Origin of the sequence: Paraburkholderia phenazinium (assembly GCF_900142845.1) — a bacterium.
In the GTDB taxonomy this organism is placed as follows: Bacteria; Pseudomonadota; Gammaproteobacteria; order Burkholderiales; family Burkholderiaceae; genus Paraburkholderia; species Paraburkholderia phenazinium_A.
Genome location: NZ_FSRU01000002.1, coordinates 678,551 through 699,250 on the forward strand (window position 1 = coordinate 678,551; position 20,700 = coordinate 699,250).

21 protein-coding genes are annotated in these 20,700 nt (G+C 61.1%); all 21 read left to right on the plus strand.

Annotated features, from left to right (window positions below; translation table 11 throughout):
- Window position 1 precedes the first annotated feature (1 nt).
- The 21 genes from BUS12_RS20210 to BUS12_RS20305 all read left to right on the plus strand — a co-directional run bounded on the left by BUS12_RS20210 (window position 2) and on the right by BUS12_RS20305 (window position 20,700).
- The gene (locus tag BUS12_RS20210) at window positions 2-1,723 is read left to right on the plus strand and encodes a portal protein (protein WP_083640527.1); all 1,722 of its coding nucleotides are present in this window, start codon (window positions 2-4) and stop codon (window positions 1,721-1,723) included.
- Window positions 1,724-1,737: 14 nt separating this feature from the next.
- Window positions 1,738-1,938, plus strand: coding sequence for a hypothetical protein (locus tag BUS12_RS20215; RefSeq protein WP_171991689.1), 201 nt, complete (start codon window positions 1,738-1,740; stop codon window positions 1,936-1,938).
- The gene (locus BUS12_RS20220; RefSeq protein WP_074298670.1) at window positions 1,935-2,312 is read left to right on the plus strand and encodes a hypothetical protein; all 378 of its coding nucleotides are present in this window, start codon (window positions 1,935-1,937) and stop codon (window positions 2,310-2,312) included. The genes BUS12_RS20215 and BUS12_RS20220 overlap by 4 nt, the downstream gene beginning before the upstream one ends.
- A complete protein-coding gene (locus tag BUS12_RS38855; RefSeq protein WP_171991690.1) occupies window positions 2,312-2,479 on the plus strand; it encodes a hypothetical protein in 168 nt (55 codons plus the stop codon). The genes BUS12_RS20220 and BUS12_RS38855 overlap by 1 nt, the downstream gene beginning before the upstream one ends.
- A gap of 2 nt (window positions 2,480-2,481) precedes the next feature.
- Entirely contained in the window at window positions 2,482-2,715 is a 234-nt protein-coding gene (locus BUS12_RS20225) for a hypothetical protein (protein ID WP_074298672.1), read from the plus strand.
- The gene (locus tag BUS12_RS20230) at window positions 2,712-3,185 is read left to right on the plus strand and encodes a hypothetical protein (protein ID WP_074298674.1); all 474 of its coding nucleotides are present in this window, start codon (window positions 2,712-2,714) and stop codon (window positions 3,183-3,185) included. Before BUS12_RS20225 ends, BUS12_RS20230 begins: the two co-directional genes overlap by 4 nt.
- On the plus strand, window positions 3,182-3,418 hold the full coding sequence (locus BUS12_RS20235; RefSeq protein WP_074298676.1) for a hypothetical protein: 237 nt from the start codon (window positions 3,182-3,184) through the stop codon (window positions 3,416-3,418). The genes BUS12_RS20230 and BUS12_RS20235 overlap by 4 nt, the downstream gene beginning before the upstream one ends.
- A complete protein-coding gene (locus BUS12_RS20240; protein ID WP_083640528.1) occupies window positions 3,415-4,146 on the plus strand; it encodes a glycosyltransferase family protein in 732 nt (243 codons plus the stop codon). The genes BUS12_RS20235 and BUS12_RS20240 overlap by 4 nt, the downstream gene beginning before the upstream one ends.
- Window positions 4,130-4,447, plus strand: coding sequence for a Bbp19 family protein (locus BUS12_RS20245; protein ID WP_074298677.1), 318 nt, complete (start codon window positions 4,130-4,132; stop codon window positions 4,445-4,447). Before BUS12_RS20240 ends, BUS12_RS20245 begins: the two co-directional genes overlap by 17 nt.
- The gene (locus BUS12_RS20250; protein ID WP_074298679.1) at window positions 4,440-5,162 is read left to right on the plus strand and encodes a hypothetical protein; all 723 of its coding nucleotides are present in this window, start codon (window positions 4,440-4,442) and stop codon (window positions 5,160-5,162) included. Before BUS12_RS20245 ends, BUS12_RS20250 begins: the two co-directional genes overlap by 8 nt.
- A 90-nt stretch (window positions 5,163-5,252) precedes the next feature.
- Window positions 5,253-6,299 carry a major capsid protein gene (locus BUS12_RS20255; protein ID WP_074298681.1) on the plus strand — a complete coding sequence of 349 codons (1,047 nt, stop codon included), beginning with the start codon at window positions 5,253-5,255 and terminating at the stop codon, window positions 6,297-6,299.
- A gap of 9 nt (window positions 6,300-6,308) precedes the next feature.
- Complete coding sequence (locus BUS12_RS20260; protein WP_074298683.1) at window positions 6,309-6,791, plus strand: Bbp16 family capsid cement protein; 483 nt, start codon at window positions 6,309-6,311, stop codon at window positions 6,789-6,791.
- Window positions 6,792-6,868: 77 nt separating this feature from the next.
- A complete protein-coding gene (locus BUS12_RS20265; RefSeq protein WP_074298685.1) occupies window positions 6,869-7,204 on the plus strand; it encodes a hypothetical protein in 336 nt (111 codons plus the stop codon).
- Between the two features lie 9 nt (window positions 7,205-7,213).
- Window positions 7,214-7,570 (plus strand): hypothetical protein, encoded by a 357-nt coding sequence (locus BUS12_RS20270; RefSeq protein ID WP_074298687.1) that lies wholly within the window; start codon window positions 7,214-7,216, stop codon window positions 7,568-7,570.
- A complete protein-coding gene (gene gp10 / locus BUS12_RS20275; protein ID WP_074298689.1) occupies window positions 7,567-7,917 on the plus strand; it encodes a capsid staple protein in 351 nt (116 codons plus the stop codon). The genes BUS12_RS20270 and gp10 overlap by 4 nt, the downstream gene beginning before the upstream one ends.
- A gap of 3 nt (window positions 7,918-7,920) precedes the next feature.
- On the plus strand, window positions 7,921-8,685 hold the full coding sequence (locus tag BUS12_RS20280; RefSeq protein ID WP_074298691.1) for a phage connector family protein: 765 nt from the start codon (window positions 7,921-7,923) through the stop codon (window positions 8,683-8,685).
- Entirely contained in the window at window positions 8,685-11,774 is a 3,090-nt protein-coding gene (locus BUS12_RS20285) for a ubiquitin-activating E1 FCCH domain-containing protein (RefSeq protein ID WP_074298693.1), read from the plus strand. The genes BUS12_RS20280 and BUS12_RS20285 overlap by 1 nt, the downstream gene beginning before the upstream one ends.
- On the plus strand, window positions 11,774-12,232 hold the full coding sequence (locus BUS12_RS20290) for a hypothetical protein (RefSeq protein WP_074298695.1): 459 nt from the start codon (window positions 11,774-11,776) through the stop codon (window positions 12,230-12,232). The genes BUS12_RS20285 and BUS12_RS20290 overlap by 1 nt, the downstream gene beginning before the upstream one ends.
- Before the next feature lies 1 nt (window position 12,233).
- Complete coding sequence (locus BUS12_RS20295) at window positions 12,234-12,767, plus strand: virion core protein, T7 gp14 family (RefSeq protein WP_074298697.1); 534 nt, start codon at window positions 12,234-12,236, stop codon at window positions 12,765-12,767.
- Between the two features lie 8 nt (window positions 12,768-12,775).
- Window positions 12,776-15,055, plus strand: a complete 2,280-nt coding sequence (locus BUS12_RS20300) for a hypothetical protein (protein WP_074298699.1) — start codon at window positions 12,776-12,778, stop codon at window positions 15,053-15,055.
- The gene (locus tag BUS12_RS20305) at window positions 15,055-20,700 is read left to right on the plus strand and encodes a hypothetical protein (protein ID WP_074298701.1); all 5,646 of its coding nucleotides are present in this window, start codon (window positions 15,055-15,057) and stop codon (window positions 20,698-20,700) included. Before BUS12_RS20300 ends, BUS12_RS20305 begins: the two co-directional genes overlap by 1 nt.

The following is a 20,700-nucleotide window of genomic DNA, read 5'->3' on the forward strand; positions in this document are numbered from 1 at the left end:
CATGGCCGAAGCCGATCTCAAGCCAGGGCAGAAAGCCTACGGGGACAAGTCAACCCCGGAGACGATGAAGCTGCGCGAGCATGCGGATACGCTGCTCGTCGCCATGAAGACAGACAGATATTCATGGTGGACTCACTGGCGTGAGATTTCGGACTATCTGATTCCGCGTCGTTACAAGTGGCTGATCACCCCGAACCAGGGCAACCGCGGCTCGCCGATCAATCAGCGCATCGTGGATAACACTGGCACGATCGCACTGCGCGTGCTCGCTGCCGGCATGATGTCGGGCATCACGAGCCCCGGCCGCCCGTGGTTCAAGCTGTCGACGAACAACGACACGCTCAACGACAACTCGAACGTCAAGCTGTGGCTTGCCGAGTGCGAGCGTCGCATGGAGACCGTGTTCGCGGAGTCAAACTTCTACACGTCGCTCGCCACGGTCTACGGCGATCTCGGTGCCTTTGGCACTGGTGTGCTGATCATCTATCAGGATTATGACGATGTGATCCGGTGCTACAACACGTGCGCTGGTGAGTACTTTCTACAAAACGATGATCGGCAGGACGTCGGCATCTTTGCGCGCGAGTTCGTTCTCACGTGCAAGCAGGTTGCTGAGCGCTTTGGCAAAGAGAATTGCAGCCCTACGGTTCAGCAGGCTGTCGATCAGGGCGGCGCCGCGCTGACGCGCGAGATCATCATCGGCCATCTGATCGAGCCCAATGATGATCTGGTCCCCAAGGCGCCGGGCATGGGCAGCATGCCGTGGCGCGAGATGTACTGGGAACGCGGCACAGCGAACAACACGCTACTCAGGCTGAAGGGGTTCTGGGAAAAGCCTTTCATCGCGCCGCGATGGGACATCATCGGCAACGACGCCTACGGCCGTTCGCCGGGCATGGATGCGCTGGGTGATCTGAAGCAGTTGCAGGTCGAGCAGAAGCGCAAGGCGCAGGCGATCGACAAGCACGTGAATCCGCCGATGCTGGCCGATGCGAGCCTGAAGAATGAGCCGGCCAGCATGATCCCTGGCGGTGTGACCTACGTGAATGGCGCTGCGCAGGGCATCGGATTCAAGCCGATCTATGAGATCACCCCTGATCTCACGGGCCTCGTGCAGGACATCGAGACCGTCCAGGCGCGCATCAAGGCGACCTTCTTCAACGATCTCTTCATGATGATCAGCCAGCTCGACACGGTTCGCACGGCGACCGAGATCGACGCTCGCAAGGAAGAGAAGCTGATCCAGCTCGGGCCCGTTCTGGAGCGATTCGAGAATGAAGCCCTTGACCCGGCAATCAATTGCACGTTCGACATCATGCTTCGTGGCGGGCTCTTCCCGCCGATCCCGCGCGAACTGTCTGGTCAGAAAATCAAGGTTGAGTACATCAGCATGCTGGCCGAGGCTCAGAAGGCCGCAAGCACGGCTAGCGTTGAACGCCTTGCCCAGTTCGTTGGAAACCTGGCTGGGGCTGTTCCGGGGGCGCTGGACAACGTCGACTGGGACGAAATGATTGACGAGTACGCCGACATGCTAGGCGTCTCGCCCAAGATCATCATGGCGACCGCCAAAGTTCAGGCGATCCGCGCGAAGCGTGCGCAGGAAACCCAACAGCAAGCCGCAATGCAAAACAGTCTTGCCGCAGTGCAGGGCGCGCAAGGGCTCAGCCAGACGGATGTCGGCGGTGGCCAGAATGCCCTGCAGAAGATCATGGGAGGTGCTTGATGGATGACGAGAAGATGAATGCCGCGCTGGGTGAAACCCACGCCAGGCTGATGGATGTAATCGACGCCGCGGGTGTGGACGTGCTGTGGTGCGAAGATGCGCGCGGCCTCACGATCATCGCCAAAAACGTGCAGGGTGACCCGGATCGCGTCAACATGATCAAGCCGCTGAAGGCGGCCATGGGCGAGAACGTTTACGGCGCGACAGTGCAATGAGCGAAAAAGTCATCGATCCGATGTCGCTGCTCGCGCAGGTCCGCAAAGACGTCGATCCTCGCGACCGGCGCCTGTTCGAAATGCGCCTCACCGAAGAGTTCGAAGCCGAAAAGAATGAGGCGCGCTGGGCTGATGCGGTAGAGCGCAGCCAGGCACGCCCGGCAGTTCCTCAGGCCCAACTGGTATTCGATGCAGCCAACAACATGGCCGGTGTGGCGATCGAAGGTGCAAGGTTCGTGTGCCCGCTGCCGAAAGGCTACGGCGGTCCCGGTTGCGAGCTTGCGGTGATCGATCGTGACCGGTTGATCGTGCTGCAGCCGGGCAAGCCGGAACTGTTGATTGATCCTGAAACTGGCAAGACCCGGAGGCTTTGATGGCCGTTACTCTCCCGCCCGAAATCACGCAGCAGCCCAGCGGCCAGCCCGCTCCGGCTGAGATGAAGCCCAAGCCGAAGGACGTGTCGCAGGGCGTAAAGAAGAAGACGCCAGCGCAGCAGATGTACCCGAACCTCACATCGCAGGATGCGGAAAAGGGGAGTTGATCATGGCGAAAAAGTGGATCGGCAAGGCCACTGCAAATGCGCATGGCCAGTTCCGCGAGAAAGCTGAGAAGGCTGGCAAGTCGACTGCTGAGTTCGCCAAAGAGCACGAGCACGACAGCGGCAAGACTGGCGAGCAGGCTCGGCTTGCCGAAACCCTGATGGGCATGCATGACGACGACGGCGACAAGAAGTCACCCGGCAAGAAGCTGTATCCCAACCAGGGGAAGAAGAAATGAGCAACTTGGACAATCCTCAGCTCGGCTCGGTCGCCAATGTTTTCGGCCAGTCGGGCCGACCGACATCAGTCACGGGAACGACGGCTGAAACGGTGCTGGCGTCGATCGTGATTCCGGCCGGAAAGTTGTTGCCGCATGGCCGCCTGAGCATCTGGGCGACTTCGACCTCGACGAATAACGCCAACGTCAAGACTGTCAAGGTCAAGGTCAATGGCACGGTGCTTGGTGCTGCCGCTGCTATCGCGAGCACCGCGACGCAGACCTATCACGCCGACATGGTGAATGGCGGCAACACCCAGCAGAACTACGGCCAGATCGTGACGAATGCTGGAACCTCGACCAGCCAGGCCGGTGCTGCGATGGCGCTCGACACCACGCAACCTCTCACCGTCCAGATCACTGGACAGCTCGCAACGAGCACAGACAACATCACCCTCAACGCTTACTCAGTGGAGATCATGAACGTATGAGCACCTCGAATGAAGCCCTACCACACAACGTCGGGCATCTGATTGAACGTAGCGGTGATGCACTGCCGGCCTACCTTTCCGTGAAAGTCGGTCGCGACTATGGTTCGCCGTATGGCGGATGGGTCACGGAAAAGGATCGCGCGACGGTGTACGACACCGCGGAAGAGGCGCAGCGCATCATCGACGGTCCGCTCACGCACGTTGCTCCTTTCTGCCGCGTGGTGCCGAAATGAGCACGAAACTCGATAGCGGCAAGCTGCCGCACCGCGACGCCAGGCCGATTCGTGTCGCCATCTGCGTTCCGTCCGGCGACATGGTACACGCCGACTTTTCGATGGCGCTGGCCGCCATGGCGTACCAATGTGGTCCGGTCACGATCCAGGGCAAGAAACACGAGCCGATCGAACTGGCGCTGATCAACGTCAAGGACAGCCTCGTCATGATGGCGCGCAACGCGCTGGTCGACGAAGCGCAAAAGCTCGGCGTTGATTACGTGCTCTTCCTCGACAGCGATATGGTCTTCCACCCGTGGACGATCCGGCAACTGATCGAGCGCGATGTCGATATCGTCGGCGGCACGTACGTCAAGCGTCGACCGCCTCACACGCTGCTCGGCAAGGCGCTGGATGGCCGGATGCTCGAGGAGGCCATCGCGGGGCAGCAAGTCGGCGGCGACCGCCTGTACGAAGCGTCGGGTATTCCCGGCGGCTGCATGCTGATCAAGATGGGTGTGTTCGAAAAGCTGCAGAAGCCTTACTTCCAGACGCCGGCGCAGATCACCGACGGTGTCGCGTGGGTAGAGGGCGAAGACTACTTCTTTTGCCGCACCGCGCGGGAGGCCGGGTTCAAGGTCTGGATCGACTGGCCCGTCTCGTTCACGCTGTCGCACATTGGCCAGGAAGTCTTCAAGATCCCGTCAGTTGAAATCAAACCGGAGGCCGGCAATGCGATCGTCCACTGATACCGAAGAAACGCGCTACGACGCTGGCGATGCGACCTCCGTCAAGGAAAAGGCCAAGCAGGTAAAGATACGCGAAGAGCGCCGCTTGAACGGCTTGCGGCAGACCATGAGCACCGCCGACGGACGTCTGTGGATGTGGGAGCTTTTGTCGACCTGTCGTCCGTTTCATGTGCCGTTCTCGGGCAATGCGTCGAAAGACGCCTTCGAAAACGGGATGCACAACATCGGCCTGATGCTGTTCGCGCAACTGCGGGCCTCGTGCAAAAAAGAATACGACTTGATGGAGCAGGAAAATGCATAACCTAATTCGTCGCTGGATTCTCCTCGAAGGCGAAGGCGCAACCGACGCTCCGGCTGGTAGCGCGACCGCTGCGCCGCCGTCCCCCACCGCGACGCCTGCGCCGTCACCCGCTCCTGATCCGGGGTTGACGCCTCCCGAGAGCCTGCTCAACGACAAGCCGGAAAGTACTGAGAAGCCGGAAGAGGGCAAGAAACCGGAGGAACCGGCGAAGCCCGAAGAGCCGATCACCTACGAGGCATTCAAACTGCCAGACGGCGTGACGCTTGACGAGGCGAAGCTCGGTGATTTCACCAAGCTCGCTGCCGAGGCGCGTATACCACAAGACGTGGCGCAAAAGTTAGTAGACCTGTATAGTTCTGATCTCAAGGCAATCCAGGATGCGCCAATGCGCGCGTGGACTGAGATGCAGAACAAGTGGCAGGAGCAGGTCCGGAATGACCCCGAGATCGGTGGAAAGAATCTGGACAAGAATCTTGCTGCGACGAAAACCGGGCTGAAGAATCTGCTCGGTGAAGGTGCAGACAAGTTTTTTGAGGCGCTCAACATAACGGGCGCCGGCAACAACCCCGAAATCATCCGTGGACTTTTTAAGGCGGCGTCAGCCCACGCACCCGCCAGTCCGGTAGCTGGTAGCCCTGCAGGCTTGAGTCAAAAGACTGCTGGTGCAACCCTCTATCCAGGCATGGCAGCACCGGGTAAAGGTAACGAAGGCTAACCCCACTTGCGCAGATCGGACACATCCCACGTGTCACCCGCGCTGAACAGCAAGGAGATTCGACTATGACCACTTAAAGGAAAGTCCATCATGGCACTTCTCGGCGGTACCGCGCTTACGTACGCGGACTGGGCGAAGCGGATCGATGACGATGGCAAGGTTGCCACGATCATCAACCTGCTGTCGCAGACCAACGAAATCCTCGACGACATGCTCGTCGTCGAAGGCAACCTCCCCACTGGCCACAAGACCACGGTTCGAACCGGTCTGCCATCGGCTACGTGGCGTCTGCTGAACTACGGCGTTGTCAAGACAAAGTCCACAACTGCACAGGTCACGGACAACTGCGGCATGCTGGAGTGCTTCAGCGAAATCGACAAGGCGCTGGCTGACCTGAACGGCAACACCGCTGAATTCCGCCTGTCGGAAGACATGGCCTTCCTCGAAGGCATGAATCAGCAGATGGCCGGCACGCTGTTCTACGGGAACGTGCAGACGAACCCGGAGCGGTTCATGGGCCTCTCGCCGCGCTACAACACGTCGACCACGGCCAGTGCTCAAACCGCTGTGAACGTGATCAACGCTGGCGGCGTGGCTTCGACCAACACGTCGATCTGGATCGTGACCTGGGGTCCGAATACCTGTCATGGCATCTTCCCGAAGGGTCAGATTTCCGGTCTGCAGCATTACGACCTCGGCGATCTCGTTCCGCTGACCGATGCCAACGGCAACCTCTACCGCGGCTACCGTACCCACTTCAAGTGGGATATGGGCCTCACGGTTCGTGACTGGCGCTACATCGTCCGGATTGCCGACATCGATGTGACGCTGCTCTCCGGCGGTTCGGCGGCGAACCTGATCAACGCGCTGATCCGCGGCGTGCACCGTCTCCCGACGGCGCCGGTGCGTGTGTCGACCGAGCAGAAGTCGGACGCGCCGGACGGCGCAATGATGCAGATGGGTCGCCTCGCGATCTACTGCAACCGTACGATCCGCACCTATCTGGACATCCAGGCGGTGAACAAGACGAACGTGCTGCTGCGCCTGGAAGAGTGGGAAGGCAAGGCAATCACGACCTTCCGTGGGATCCCGGTTCGCACCTGCGACCAGATCCTGTCCACCGAATCGTCGATCTAAGGAGCGGCCATGATCATCGATCAAATGCTGGTGTTCGACCAGGGCACCTACAGCACGACCACTGGCATGTCGGGGGCGAACCAGTTCGCCTCCGGTGCGACGACGACGAGCACGAACACGATCAACCTCGTGAACGCGCGCGACATCGGGGCGGGCTCCGTGAACGACAGCGCCGACCTGACGGTTGAGTGGCTGATCACGACCGCCTATACCGGCGGCACGTCGGTCAACTTCCAGATCCTCGGTTCGACCAACAACGCAGCGTGGACGGTATATGCCGAGACCGGTGCGATTCCGATCGCGAACCTGACAGTCGGCGCGCGCCTCAAGCTGAAAATGCCGATCGTCAACCCGGACGGTGGCCCGGCTCCGCAGTATCTGCAGTTGAACTACGTGAACGGCGGCGCGAATACCGCCGGCGCGGTGATCGCGTGGCTCGGCTCCGTCGACAACGCCCGTTACTACCCGCCGGGCATCGTCGTCAACAACTGAGTCTCCTCGGGGTCTTCGGCGGCCCCGTTTGCGGCGGGCTTCGGCCCGTCGCTTTTTAACCGGTTGAGGAAATCGCAATGGCATCCCAGGAAAAGAGCAAGGGTGAAGCTCCCGTTCAAATTCCCCGATATCGCCTGACCGAGAAGGCGTACATCAACGACATCCTGTATGACCCGGAGGCGCAGAACCCCAACCTCCACGAGGTCGACTACGAAGGCATTCCGGGCCACCACATGGAGCCCGTGAACGAGGCCGCTCGCGTCATGAAGGAAAAGCATCCCGGCGATTATGTCGACCCGATCGAGGCCATGACAAACATCCGCACTGGGACGGAGAACAGCGCGCTGGTGGATTTCGCCACCGTTCTCGCGAATGCCATGTCGCAGGCGAACACCGCCCGGGCGCACTCCTAAGGAGCTGTCATGGGCAAGTTTGGCACTTCCGGGCCAGAGCAGGCCCAGACCGTCGTGTCGGGTACCTTCGTGGCGACCGGCACGAGCGCGAGTGCTCCGTTCCTCGGCAAGTTCAACTTCGCCCTGTGGGGCACTTTCGCCGGCACGGTCAGCCTGCAAAAGTCATACGACGGTGGCTCGACGTGGATCATTGCGCGCGACATGAACGGCAATGCCATGACGCTGACGGCGCCCGACACCCACGTGGTCGAAGAGGATGAGCCGGGCGTGCTGTATGACGTCACGTGTTCGGCCTATACCAGCGGAACGGTCAGTTACCGAATATCTGCTGGCGCATCGCGCAGCAACGACGCGAGGTTCACATGAGCGACAACATCGTCGACATGGCGCGCAGCAAGGACTTCGACTACGTCGACTGCCCTCCCAATCCCTACCCCTACGGCCTGCGCATCCAGTTGTGCAAGGAAGATCTCGAAAAGCTCGGGATCGACACGATGCCCGATCTGGGCGACACGGTGGCGTTCTACGTCTGCGGGTGCGTCTGCAGCACGGCCGAATCGAAGGATGAGTATGGCGAGACGCGCTGCGTCGGCGTCCAGATCGAAAAAATGTCCATCGAAGAGCCGCCCGGCGAGGAAGAGGAAGAGCGTGCCGACGCAGTGAAGGGCGGCTTCAAGGAAGCTGCCAAGAAAATCTACAAGAAGCAGGGGTAATACATGGCCAGCAGCCAGGTCCAGATCGCGAACATGGCGCTCGACGTGATCGGCACGCGGTCGACCATTGCTAGCCTGACCGAAGGCAGCACCGAGGCCAACGCTATCGCGCGGCATTGGGACAACGCCGTCGATGCAATGCTTCGTGCCGCCCACTGGAATTTCGCGCGCAAGCAGATCCCACTTACGCTGTTGCAGGCTACATTCCTTGGTGGAACGGTCCCCACGCCGTGGACGCATGAGTACGCATACCCGAGCGACTGTGTCCTGCTGCGTCAGCTCGTGCCGCTAATCCAGCCGACCGACGGCGCAACCGCGACTGCGGATTTTGCGGCCACCAGTGGATCTCCTCTGTCACAAGCCGCCTTTATGGGGCCGCCGGTGCGATTCATCCTTGCGACCGATCTCGACATCAACGGCAACCCGATCGAGGTGCTGCTGACCAATCAGCCGCAGGCGATCGGCATCTACACCTTCCGCAACACGAACACGTCGATGTGGGACGCGCTCTTCGTGCAAGGCTTCGCCGCTTACCTTGGCGCGCGTATCTGCATGGCCTTGACGGGTGACAAGAACACGCAGCGCATGGCGCTGTCCGAAGCGCAGCAGTACGCCAATGATGCGCAACGCATGAACGGCAACGAGGGTCTGACGGTCATCAATCAGACACCGGACTGGATGCGCGTGCGTGGGTATGAGATGGACTGGGCGTGGCCAGATGGCGGCATGTTCGGGTTTGGTCCTCAAGCTCTATCGTTGATCGGCTGATGGGCAACCCGATCATACTTCCGAGTTTCGCCGCCGGCGAGCTGGCGCCGTCGATGTACGGCCGCGTCGATCTGGCCAAGTATCACGTCGGCGCGGCGTTGCTGCGCAACTACTTCGTGGACTACCGCGGCGGCGCGTCCTCGCGCACCGGAACGTCGTTCGTCGGCCAGTGCAAGGACAGCACGCAACCCAACCGTCTCATTCCATTCCAGTTCAACACGCAGCAGACCTATGCGCTAGTTTTCGGCGCTGGCTCGCAGTACTACTCCGCAACCGTCACCGGAAATTCTTACGACTCTCCGAGTGGACAGATTATCGTCGAGGTGACCTCGACCTCTGGCCTGACCAGTGGCGAGCGGGTTGTGATCGCCGGTACGCTCACGGCCGGCACTGGCGGTGGCGCGCGTCCCACGTTCGACGGTACTTACAGCGTCACTGTGATAGACAGCACGCACCTTTTGCTGCAGGGGAGCACTTATGTAAAGCCGTGGGTTTCCGGCGGTACCGCGACCGCGTCCGGGGGAAGCCTTCGCTTTGTCACAAACGGTGGCTATGTACTGGAGATAGGTACGGCGATAACGGGTATATCCCAGGCTAATCCGGGCGTTGTGTCCGATCCGGGCCATGGATACAGCAATGGCGACCTGGTGCTTCTTCAAGGTATCGTCGGCATGACGCAAATGAATCAGCGGTTCGGCGTCGTGGCGAATGTGACGACGAACACGTATACGCTAACGGACATGTATGGCAACCCAATAAACACGGTTGCTTACAGTGCGTATGTGTCCGGTGGCACAGCCGCGCGAGTCTACACGCTCACGACGCCGTACGACGCATCCGACCTGGCGCTGCTGAAATACACGCAGTCGGCTGACGTCATGACGCTGGTGCACCCCAGCTATACACCGCAGACGCTGACGCGATCGGGAAACGCCGACTGGGCGCTGGCTGCAATAACTTTCCAGCCGGCCAGCGCTCCTCCGGCCAGTTCGACCGTGAACGAAACGGAGACCGGGACGCAATACCCGAACACCGTCTACAGCTACCAGGTTACCGCAGTGGTGAACGGTGTGGAGAGTCTCCCGACGCCGCCGTGCACGACGGCCGGCATTCCTGCCCTGAGCCAGAACGTGGGCGCATTCAATGTCGTTTCATGGTCGTCTGTCACGGACGCGACTGTGTACAACATTTACCGGACGCAGGAAAACTTGGGCACGAATCCGCCGGCGGGCGCCCTTTTCGGTTATATCGGCTCCGCCAATCCGGCGACCACAAATACGTTCAACGACGACAATATCCTGCCGGATTTTACAAATTGCCCACCGCAGGCATATGACCCATTCACCGTTGCCGGGAACCCGGGCTGTGTGTGCTATTACCAGCAACGTCAGGTTTTCGCTGGCATGTCGAACGCTCCGGAGCAGATGGACTTTTCGAAGTCGGGCGACTTCTTCAACATGGACTTCTCGATTCCGTCGAAGGATGACGACAACATTGAGATCACGATCGCGAGCCAGCAGGTCAATGCGATCGAATTCATGATCCCGATGCAGAGCCTGCTGGTGCTGACGTCGAGCGGCGCATGGGCTGTCAGCGGCGGAACATCTGGCGCGGCCCTGACGCCATCCCAGGTTCAGGCGTTGCCACAAGCCTATAACGGCTGCAGCAGCTACTGTCCCCCGATCGCAATCAACTACGACATCCTGTATGTGCAGGCCCGCGGGTCGATCGTTCGTGACCTCGCGTACAACTTCTATGTGAACCTGTACACCGGCACCGACATCACCATGATGTCGAATCACCTGTTCTTCGGGCACCAGATACTGGAGTGGGCTTACGCCGAGGAGCCATTCAAGCTGATCTGGTGTGTGAGAGAGGATGGCATCCTGCTTTCCCTCACCTATCTGAAAGAACAGGACGTCATGGCATGGGCACACCATGACACGGAGGGGCTGTTCAAGAGCGTCTGTTCGGTGATCGAGGGCGAGGAGAACGTCGTTTATGTGATTGTGGAGCGCTTCATTCAGGGGCAGTACCTTCAATATATCGAGCGCTTTGCGAGCCGTCAGCTTGGCGGGGATCCGACGATTGGTCTGGCGGCGAATCCATCTCTGGCGTGGTGCGTAGACGCCGGGCTTCAGTATCCACTGAACGCGCCCGCCGCGACTCTAACGCCCGTAGAAACGGATGCTATCCCCATTATCAGTGCCGTTAATCTTATTGCCGGCGGCCAGAACTACAGCACGCAGACGGTGATCAACATCACGGATAGCACGGGGACTGGTGGCATCATTTCGCCGGTCATCGTGGGCGGCGTCATCACGGGCGCCGATATCCTTGAGGAAGGCATTGGTTGGACTAACCCGACATTGACGGTTTTCGATCCCACGGGGGCTGGATCGGGCGCTGCACTGCAAACCATCCTGGCTAGTCCGGTAACGATGAATGCCAGCGCTGCAGTATTCGGCTCGACGCAGGTGGGTGATGTGGTTCGCATCAACAACGGAATGGGCTATGTAATGTCTATTCCGAACCCCAGCCAGATCGTCGTTAATGTCGTCAATGCGCTGACCGGAACATGGCCGGCCAGCGCAGGAACGTGGTCGGTAACGACCCCGGCGCAGACGATTAGCGGACTAGACCATCTCGACGGGCAAACCGTGTCGGTACTCGCCGATGGAAGCGTCGCACCGGCTCAGGTAGTGGTCAATGGTGCCATCACGCTGGACCGCGCCTACAGCTCGATTACGGTGGGCCTGCCGTTCACTTGCCAGTTGCAAAGCCTGTACATCGACGTACAGGAACAGGGCGGCACGATCCAGAGCAAGCGAAAGACCATCCCGGCCGTCACCGTTCGGGTGCAGGACTCGCGCGGCGTCTTCGCTGGACCCACTTTCAACACCCTGATCCCGATCAAGGAGCGGACGACCGAAGCCATGGGGCAGCCGATCCAACTCTTCACGGGGGACCAGCGCGTCGTACTACCGGCGAATTACAACGTGCCAGGCCAGATTTGCGTGCAGGTCACGGACCCCTTGCCGTCGACGATTCTGGCGCTCATTCCCGAAATCGTGGTGGGCGACAACTGATGCTCGGCGAACTTGTCACCGCAACGCGAACGCACGCACTCATGATGGCGCCGCATATGCGCGCCGCCGAGGTGCGCGAGATCATGGCGTCTGACGGGCTGACCCCGATCAGGGGCCTGCTGCGCGAACTCGATCGATCGTCGTCCGCGTGGTCGTGGATCATCGACGGCGAGGTGGCGTGCATGTTCGGCATCATCACGCCGTACCTGCTCGATCAGGAAAGTTACCCGTGGATGCTCACCACTCCTCTTGTGGAGAGTAACTCGAGGCAGTTCGCGCGTGCATGCCGGGCGCTTTTGCCTGAATTGCTGGCAGTCCACCCGAAACTTTCCGGTATGGTCGACGCAAGATATGAGTTGTCGGTGCGCTGGTTGGGCTGGCTTGGCGCTAAAATTAGTAGTCCTGAGCCATGGGGCGCCGAGGGTGTCCCGTTCTGCAGATTCGAAATAGGAGCCTGATATGGGATTGGCCGTTCTTCCCGCCGTAGCGTTGGCGGCGACCGCAGTGGGCGCCGGAGTGAGTGCGTACGGCGCGATCGAGAATGGCGAAGCGCAAAAGTCGGCAGCGAACTACCAGGCTCAGGTCGCGAGCAATAACGCGCAGATCGCAAACCTGAACGCGAATGCCGCAATCCAGACCGGAAACACGCAACTGCAAGCGGCGCAGGAGCAGGCATCACAGCATCAGGGCATGATCCGGGCGGTGATGGGTGCTGGCGGAATCGATCTGAATTCCGGGAGCGCGCTGCGCAATCAGGAAGGTGAAGCCGAAGTTGATCAGCTCAACGAGGCGACGATCACGAGCAATGCCGCCAGATCGGCGTGGAACTATCGCAACGAAGGCGCAGACTATACCGCTCAGTCGGGTCTGGAGACGATGCAGGGAGAGCAGGCCCAGTCTGCCGGGTTCATGAGCGGCTTCTCGTCGATGCTGTCTGGAGCGGGGCAATTTGCCAATACGTGGAACAAGTTCTACCCGTCGCCCACTTCGTAAGGTAAGCCATGCCAGTTCTGCCAACCCTTGAATCCTCGCAGAGCGTTTTTAATAACGTCGCCCTTCGGCCGCAAGAAATCCAGTCGAGCCCGGCTGATTTCGGCGCGCTGGCGGGTGAGGCTGCGAAGGGCATCGGTCAGGCTGCTGAAGGCGCGGGCGCACAGGTTGCCGACGCCGGGCTGCGACAGCTTGACCTGCAGAGGGAGGCGAACGCGAATCAGTCATATACTGGATTCGCAAGTGACTCGCGCGCCCTGACGGACAAACTCTTCGCCTTGCAGGGCCAGGATGCGATCACTCAGGCTCCCCAGATCTCCGGGCAGTTGAATACCCTTCGTGAGCAGTATCGCGATCAGCTGAACGATCCTGTTGCGCAGCAGATGTTCGATCAGGTATCGATGCGTCACACAGAAATGACGCTCGACGAGGTTTCACGCTTTGCCGACGTGCAGACCAAGACCTATCAGCATCAGGTCTCGGATGGCATGGTGAACACCTTCCAGCAGAGCGCAGCGCGGCACTGGAATGACCCGAACGCGTTTAACGGTGACCTGGCCAATATAGTTTCGGAGCGTACCGCGCAGGGGCAGTCGGAAGGTCAACCGGTTGAATACACTAACGCGCTGATTCAGCGCGATACCAGTTCCACATGGATCGATCGCCTTAAGGGAATGGCAGCGGCCGGCACCGCTCAGACCGCTCTTACGCTTTTGAATAACGGCGAGGACTGGACAGACTCGACTGGGCGCACTCGACATACGGACATCCGCTCGCAGATCCTGCCTCAGGACCTACCTGCTATCCAGTCTGAGCTTTCCTCGCACGCCGCCGACCAGATTGGCGTGAGCTACGGCAACACCGCGACGGCCCCGGCGGCGGCATCCGGCGCGATTCCCGGTATCCGGAACAACAACCCGGGCAATCTGAAAGACCCGGCGACGGGCCAATTCCAGACCTTTGCCAGCCAGCAGCAAGGCATCCAGGCGGCAGACGCCAATCTGCTGGCCTACCAGACGAAGCACGGCATCAATACGATCGACGGCATTGTGAACCGGTGGGCGCCTCAGGGCGACGGCAACAACAATCCGGCGGCGTATGGTGCAGCGGTGGCGAAAGCCACCGGCATAGGTGCCGACCAGAAAATCGACCTGACCGACCCGGCGGTTCGCACGAAGGTGCTGAACGCGATGCTCGACGTCGAGACGCCGGGATGGCGCAGTGCGGCTAACCAAACCCCTGCTGGCGCAGCGCCAGGTGCAGTAAGTGGAACACTTCCTGTAGGCAATGCCGCGGGCGTGCCGAATGCCGCGCAGATCGCGCCGCCTCCTGTCGGGCTGGCGCAGGACCCGGCGCAGATGAGGGAAAATCAGGATGCCGCTGCCGAACAGGCGAGGCAGGCCGCGCAAGCGCACGTGCTCCAGTTGACCGGCGATCCCATCGCGGCGAAGCGCGCGGGCGACGTAGCCGCCTCGACGGTGGTGGGCAATACGAATGCTGCGATCGCCGCCCAACAGTCCCGTCAGCAGGTTGCGTCTGGCACGCTGGCCAAGATGATCGCGGGCGATCCTACGAACGGCACTCAGCCCATCACGTCGATGGCGCAGCTCGTAGCTGACCCGGTCGCCTACGCGAATTTTCGGCAGCTCTCGCAGGAGGGTCAGGCGGCCGTGACAGAGCGGCTGTCGAACCCGGCCAAGGTGCAGATGACGCCTCAAGGGTTCAACACCTACTACCAGCTCCGCGGACAGGCCATCAACGACCCCGGCAGTTTTTCGAAGCAGGACCTGTCGAAACTGTACGGCACTCTTCCGGAGGCGCAACTCGGCGAGCTCGTCAATCTGCAGATGACCATTGGCAAGGGTGATGCTGCGCAAGCGCAGAAGTCACTCGATTGGTCGCGTACGAAGGGCGATGTCGACGACATGCTCAAGCCGCTCGGGCTGGGCGCTACCGCAAAGTCGGGGAGCGACGAGGCAAAGACCACCGAGCAGTTCTACGGGAAGCTGCAGGCGTCGCTCGAGCAGTATCACGACCAGAACCAGAAATACCCTGACACGGCCACTACCCGCAAGCTCGCTGGCGCTTTGCTGGTGCAGGGCACGCAGGGAGACTCAAGCATCCTGCCTTCATGGCTCGGCGGCGCGCAGACCATGCCCGCGTTCCAGTCACCCGACATGTCGAAGTTCCACGCTCCGCAGAACGACAAAGGCTGGTCGCTCCACATCGACAAGAACGGCAATCAGGCCTACGTGAGCCCTGACGGCAAACAATTCCAGGCGGTCCAGTAATGGCTGGCTTCGATCTCGATTCCGCGCAACCGATCGGCGGCGCGCCGACGGCCGCACCGGCGCCTTCGGATAACGTGTTCGATCTGGCCACGGCCAAGCCGATCGGTCAGGCTCAAACGCTGCAAGCCGCGCAGGGCGTCGCGGTGGCAAACAGCGAACAGAGCGCGGATGCTGCCGGCCGTGCGGCAGGTATCGCGAAACAGATTGGCGCGCCGCAGGCTGCTGTCGAGACAGACCTCCCGCGCTACGAAGCTCAGGCCAAGGCGCAGAACAACGCACAGATCCTGTCGCAAAGCCCGAGGCTGGCGGACTGGGTGGCGAACAATCCGGACAGCGCGCGCGTCGCACAGGATGACTTCGACGGCATGTCCCAACTCGAGGGGTTGACGTCGGCGCAATCTGCGCAGGCGCTGACCGCGACCAAGGACATGCTGACGGGCTTGGCGAAAGGCGTCGGCTCGTCGTTCACAAGCTCAGCGCTAGCGCTTAACCGGGCCGTCGGCGGTGGCTTGAGTCTCCTTGACAAGGCCACCGGCACGGACGCTGGCGACTGGTGGTATCAGCGCATGATTGAGCCGGCGCTTGCGAACCGCCAGGCTCTCGCCGAACCCGCGACTGCGCCGTTTGGCGTGAAGGCCGCGGACACCGTCGGCAATATGCTAGGCCTGCTGGCGCAGGTTGCGTTGACAGGCCCTGCTGGCGCCGAGGCCCAGACCGCAGAAGCAGCTCCCGGCGTTGCGCAAGCCGTTGGGCAGACAGTGGCGCACGGCGCGCGCGCAATGGCGTTCCCTGCACTGACGTCGGCGGTCAACACCGGAAAGGATGTTTATGATCAGACGGGTGACATGGCGCAGGCCATCAAGGCCGCGCAGATGTCGTACGCCACAACGACACTCGGCGGTATCGTACCGCTCGGCGCGGAGGGGTCGCTTGCTTACCGTCTTGCGACGGGAGCGGCATCGGGAGTCGCAACGGGCGAAGTAAGCCGGCAAGCGATGAATCTCGTCATGCCGCAACAGGAAGGATTCGACCCAGAGCAAACCATCCTGTCGGGTCTGTCAGGCGCGATGCTTTCCGGCGTGATGGGCCGCAGTCCTCTGCACGACGCTGTGCAGCAGGCTTATCAGGTCGGGCTCGATGCCGAGACGGCCGAGCGCGGCGGCGCGACCGTGCAGCAGATCAGCCAGATTGCCCAGGCGTCGAAGCTTCGAACGCATGATCCTGAAGCCTTCCGCAACTATGTCCAGCAGGTCAGCGAAGACGGCCCAGTGTCGAACGTGTATGTGGACGGCAAGATGCTGGCGGATGCGCTGCATCAGTCTGCTGTCGACCCGAGCCAGATTCCCGGCTTGCCCGATCGACTCAACGAGGCCGTGGCCACCGGCGGTGACGTCCAGATCCCGATCGCGGACTATGCAACGCACATCGCTGGCACGGACCTCGACAAGGTCATCCTGCCTGAGCTGAAAACGGAAGAGGGCGGTATGACCTATTCCGAGGGACAGGCGTTTTACCAGAATGCCCGCGACGAGATGCAGGAGCGTGCCAACGGCGTAGTCGATGAGACGACGAACGCCGGCACGACCCAGAAGGAATTGGGCGATATCAGCGACAGCCTGACGAGTCAGATCGCAGCGACGGGCCGCTATCCGGCCAATGTCGGCCGCGCGAGCATTGAGCCTGCAGTTCAGTTCTACCGGACAATGTCCGAACGCATGGGAATCTCGCCGGCCGAGTTATTCGACCGCTACCCGCTGCGCATTGTTGGCGAGGATATGGGGGTCGGCCTGCAGCAGTCGGAGCGCGGTGCGTTCAATCCCGACACCAATACTATAGCGCTGCTGAAGGATGCCGATTTGTCGACCGCGCTGCACGAGTCGGGGCATTTCTTCCTGTCGACGTTGGGCGATCTGGCTGGTCGCGAAGATGCGCCGCAGCAGATCAAGGACGACATGCAGTCGTTCCTGACGTGGGCCGGTGGCAAGGATCTGGCCGACTGGCAGGGGCGCACACTCGAGCAGCAGCGCACCATGCACGAGAAGTTCGCCCGCGGCTTCGAGTCGTATCTGATGGAAGGGAAGGCGCCGACGATCGAGATGCAGTCGCTGTTCTCGCGCTTCCGTTCATGGTTGATGAACGTGTATCGCAACATGACGGCGTTCCATGGCGCCGAGCCAAACGACGAAATGCGGGGCGTTTTCGACCGCATGCTGGCGAGTGATGAGGCTATCCAGCGCGCCGAGCAGGTACGCGGGTATCTGCCGCTCGACGTGAAAGCCGCTGGCGCCTCGGATGCGCAGCAGGCAGCTTACGCGCGTCAGGGTGAGCAGGCCACCCAGGACGCAATCCGGGACATGCAGGCGAAGTCGATCAAGGACATGCAGTGGATGTCGAAAGCGCGCGGCAAGATCATCCGCGAGATGCAGCGACAACACGATGTGCTGCGCGACGAGGTCCGCGAGAAGGTTGCACTCGAGGTGATGGACCAACCCGTCAACCTTGCCCGCACATTCCTCGAAACCGGCGAAAGCACGGACCCGCGCACGGGCGACCGCGTCAGCGCAGAAGAGGGCTACAAGCTTAACAGCGATGCGCTCAAGCGCATGTACGCCGAAGACACCTACCCGCCAGACCTCACGAAGCTGCGCGGCCTGACGGCGAAGGGCGGCATGCATCCGGATGACGTCGCCGACCTGTTCGGCTATCGCAGCGGCGACGACCTGGTGCGCGATCTGATCAATGCCGAGAAGCCGAAGGCGGCTACCGAGCGCCTGACCGATGAGCGCATGCTGCAGGAGCACGGCGAGTTGACCGACCCGCAGGCGATCGAAGACGCGGCCAATCTTGCAGTTGCGAACCATGCTCGCGCACGCTTCATGGCCACCGGCCTGAAGATCCTGAGCAATTCCGATATCCCGGCCACCGAACTGGCTAAGGCCGCACAGGCGACTGCCGAGCGGATGATCGCCGGCAAACGCGTGCTCGAGCTCAACCCGCGACAGTACGAGGTCGCAGAGGCCAAGGCGAACCGCGAAGCGATCACAAAGGCGCCGAAAGACCCGAAGGGCGCCGTCGAATCCCAGCGACAGGCGTTGCTCAGTAACCGGCTGGCCCGCGCCGCTCGCGAGGCGCAGGCCGAGGTCGACAAGATCGTTGCGGAGCAGAAGCAGTACGACAAAGCGAGCATCCGCAAAAAAATGGATCTGGACGTGCTCGAGCAGATCGATGCGCTGCGCGAGCGCTTCGACTTCCGCCGCAACCCGCCTGACGAAAACCAGAAGACCGCCGGCCAGAAGAGCCTGAGCATGTGGATTCGCTCGCAGCAGGACCTCGGTTATTCGCCACTCGTCAACCCGGACATGACGAACCCCGCCGTGCGTATGCCGTATCGTGAAATGACGGTCGAGCAGATCCGCGGCTTCCGCGACACGATCCACTCACTGGAGACGATTGCCCGCGCGCGCAAGAGCGTCACGGTGGAGGGCCAGCAGCGCGACCTGGCGTCGGTAGTCGATGAGCTGGTGGCGAAGATGAAGGAAAAGCCGGACCAGTTCCAGATCGAGGATCTGGTCGAGAAGCCGCGCTCCGGCGTCGACAATCCGATGAAGGTCGCGCTCGACCGCGTATCCAGCTTCCTGCGCGCGACGGCGGCCGAGCTCAAACCGCAGCAGTTCAAGGCGAACCAGTTCGACGCGCAGGAAATCCTCGGCCCCTTTACGCGTACGATGTTCGACCGGGTATTCAGCGCGAACTATCAGAAGGTGGACATGCTCAAGAGCCTGTCCGATTACTTCGGCAATGCCGTCAAGGAAAAGCTCGGCCAGGAGTGGCAGGATCGGCTCACCGAAGAGGTGCCGAATAACCGCCTGCTCGACGCTGATTTGAGCAAAGAATTCGGCCCGAAGGTCTACCGGCGCCTGACGCGAGGCGACATGTTGGGCATCGCGCGCAACGTCGGCAACGAGTCAAACTTCGAAAAGCTGACGAAGGGTATGGACTGGGATCCTCGCGACGTCTGGCTGTTCCTGCATGACAACATGACCGAAAAGGACTGGCAGGCCACCCAGATCACGTGGGACGCCTTCGAGCAGCACTGGCCGGAAATGGTCGAGATGAACAAGCGCCTCGGCAACACGTCGCCAGACCGCGTCGAGCCCCGGCCGTTCCAGACCAAGTTTGGCGAGATGAAGGGCGGCTACGCGCCGATCGATTACGATCCGATCCGCTCACGCCTCGGCGCGCGCAAGCAGGACTCGGCTGCGATCGACCCGAGCGAGGGCCTGTTCGGCAAGGGCTACTATCGCGCCGACACCACGACGAACGGCTCGCTGAACGGCCGGATTGAAGGCTACTTCGACCGCGTCAACCTCGATTACCACTCCCTCGAAAAGCGCCTGCACGACACCGTGCACGACCTGGCGTACCGCGAAGCGCTGATTGACGTCCACAAGATCCTGATGAACCGGGACTTCGCGAAGCAGTTCAAGCTGTCGAATGGCCCGGAGCAGTACAAGTCCATGCAGCGGTGGCTGGGCAATCTGGCGAACTCCCAGAACATGGAGGACAAGAGCAGCCGGCTCGTGGCCATCATGTCGTCTGCTCGACGGGCGATCGTCGCGAACGGCATCGCGCTACGCATCTCTACGGTGCTCAAGCACGGCGGCAGCGCGGCGCTCAAGTCCACCGGCTATTTCAGTGGCGGCGGCCAGAAGTACTTCGCCGCGCGCATGGCGGCGATCGGGTTAAACCACAGCGCAGAGGTCGAGGGAGCGATCGAGAAATTTCCAGAGATCCGCGCACGGCTGATGCAGCAGGACCGCGACTACCGACAGACGTCGGCCAGCCTGTTCCAGCCAGAAAGCCTGCATGCCAAGGCAGAGCGCTTTGGCCACTCGATGGTGGCGTGGTCGGACATGATGACGGCCGTGCCGACCGCTTGGGCTGCGTACGACCGCGCGATCACGGAAGGTATCCCGAAGAACCGCGGCGGCACTGGCCAGCCCATGAGTGAAGCCGATGCCATCTCCTACGCAAACCAGATCGTGCGGGAGGCGCACGGCAGCAATATTGAGGCCAGCCGCTCGATGATTCTCGCCGAACGCAACGAAGCGATCAAGATGTTCACGACGCTCTACGGCTTCATGAACAACACACTCGGCCAGAACATGGACATAGTCGACAAGCTGCGCACGAATGGCTTCAGCAAGCCGGAGGTCCTGTCGCGCTATCTGATGGCGATGATCGTGCCGGCGCTGTGGGCGGGCGTGCTGGCGAAACCCGACAAGAAGGAAGGCGTTGCGAAATGGGCTATGGGGGCAATCGGCGGCGAATACGCTTCCATGGTGCCCATGATGCGAGACGCGTGGTCAGCGATCCAGGGCTACAGCTCGGCCGGCATGCCGGCGTACATGTCGGCGCTCGGCGCGATTGCCAAACCGGTCGAGGACATCGTTAAGAGCGTCGAAGGTAAACCCGTCAAGGCGCCGATCAAGGATTTTGGCAATGCGATCGGCCTCGCTATACCAGGTGCCGGACAGGTCGGGACTACTATACAATATGCGGCAGACGTGAAAAGCGGTAAGCAACAGCCTAAAAACGTTGTCGATGTCGCGCGCGGACTCGCGCTTGGGCAAGGCAATCAGTAA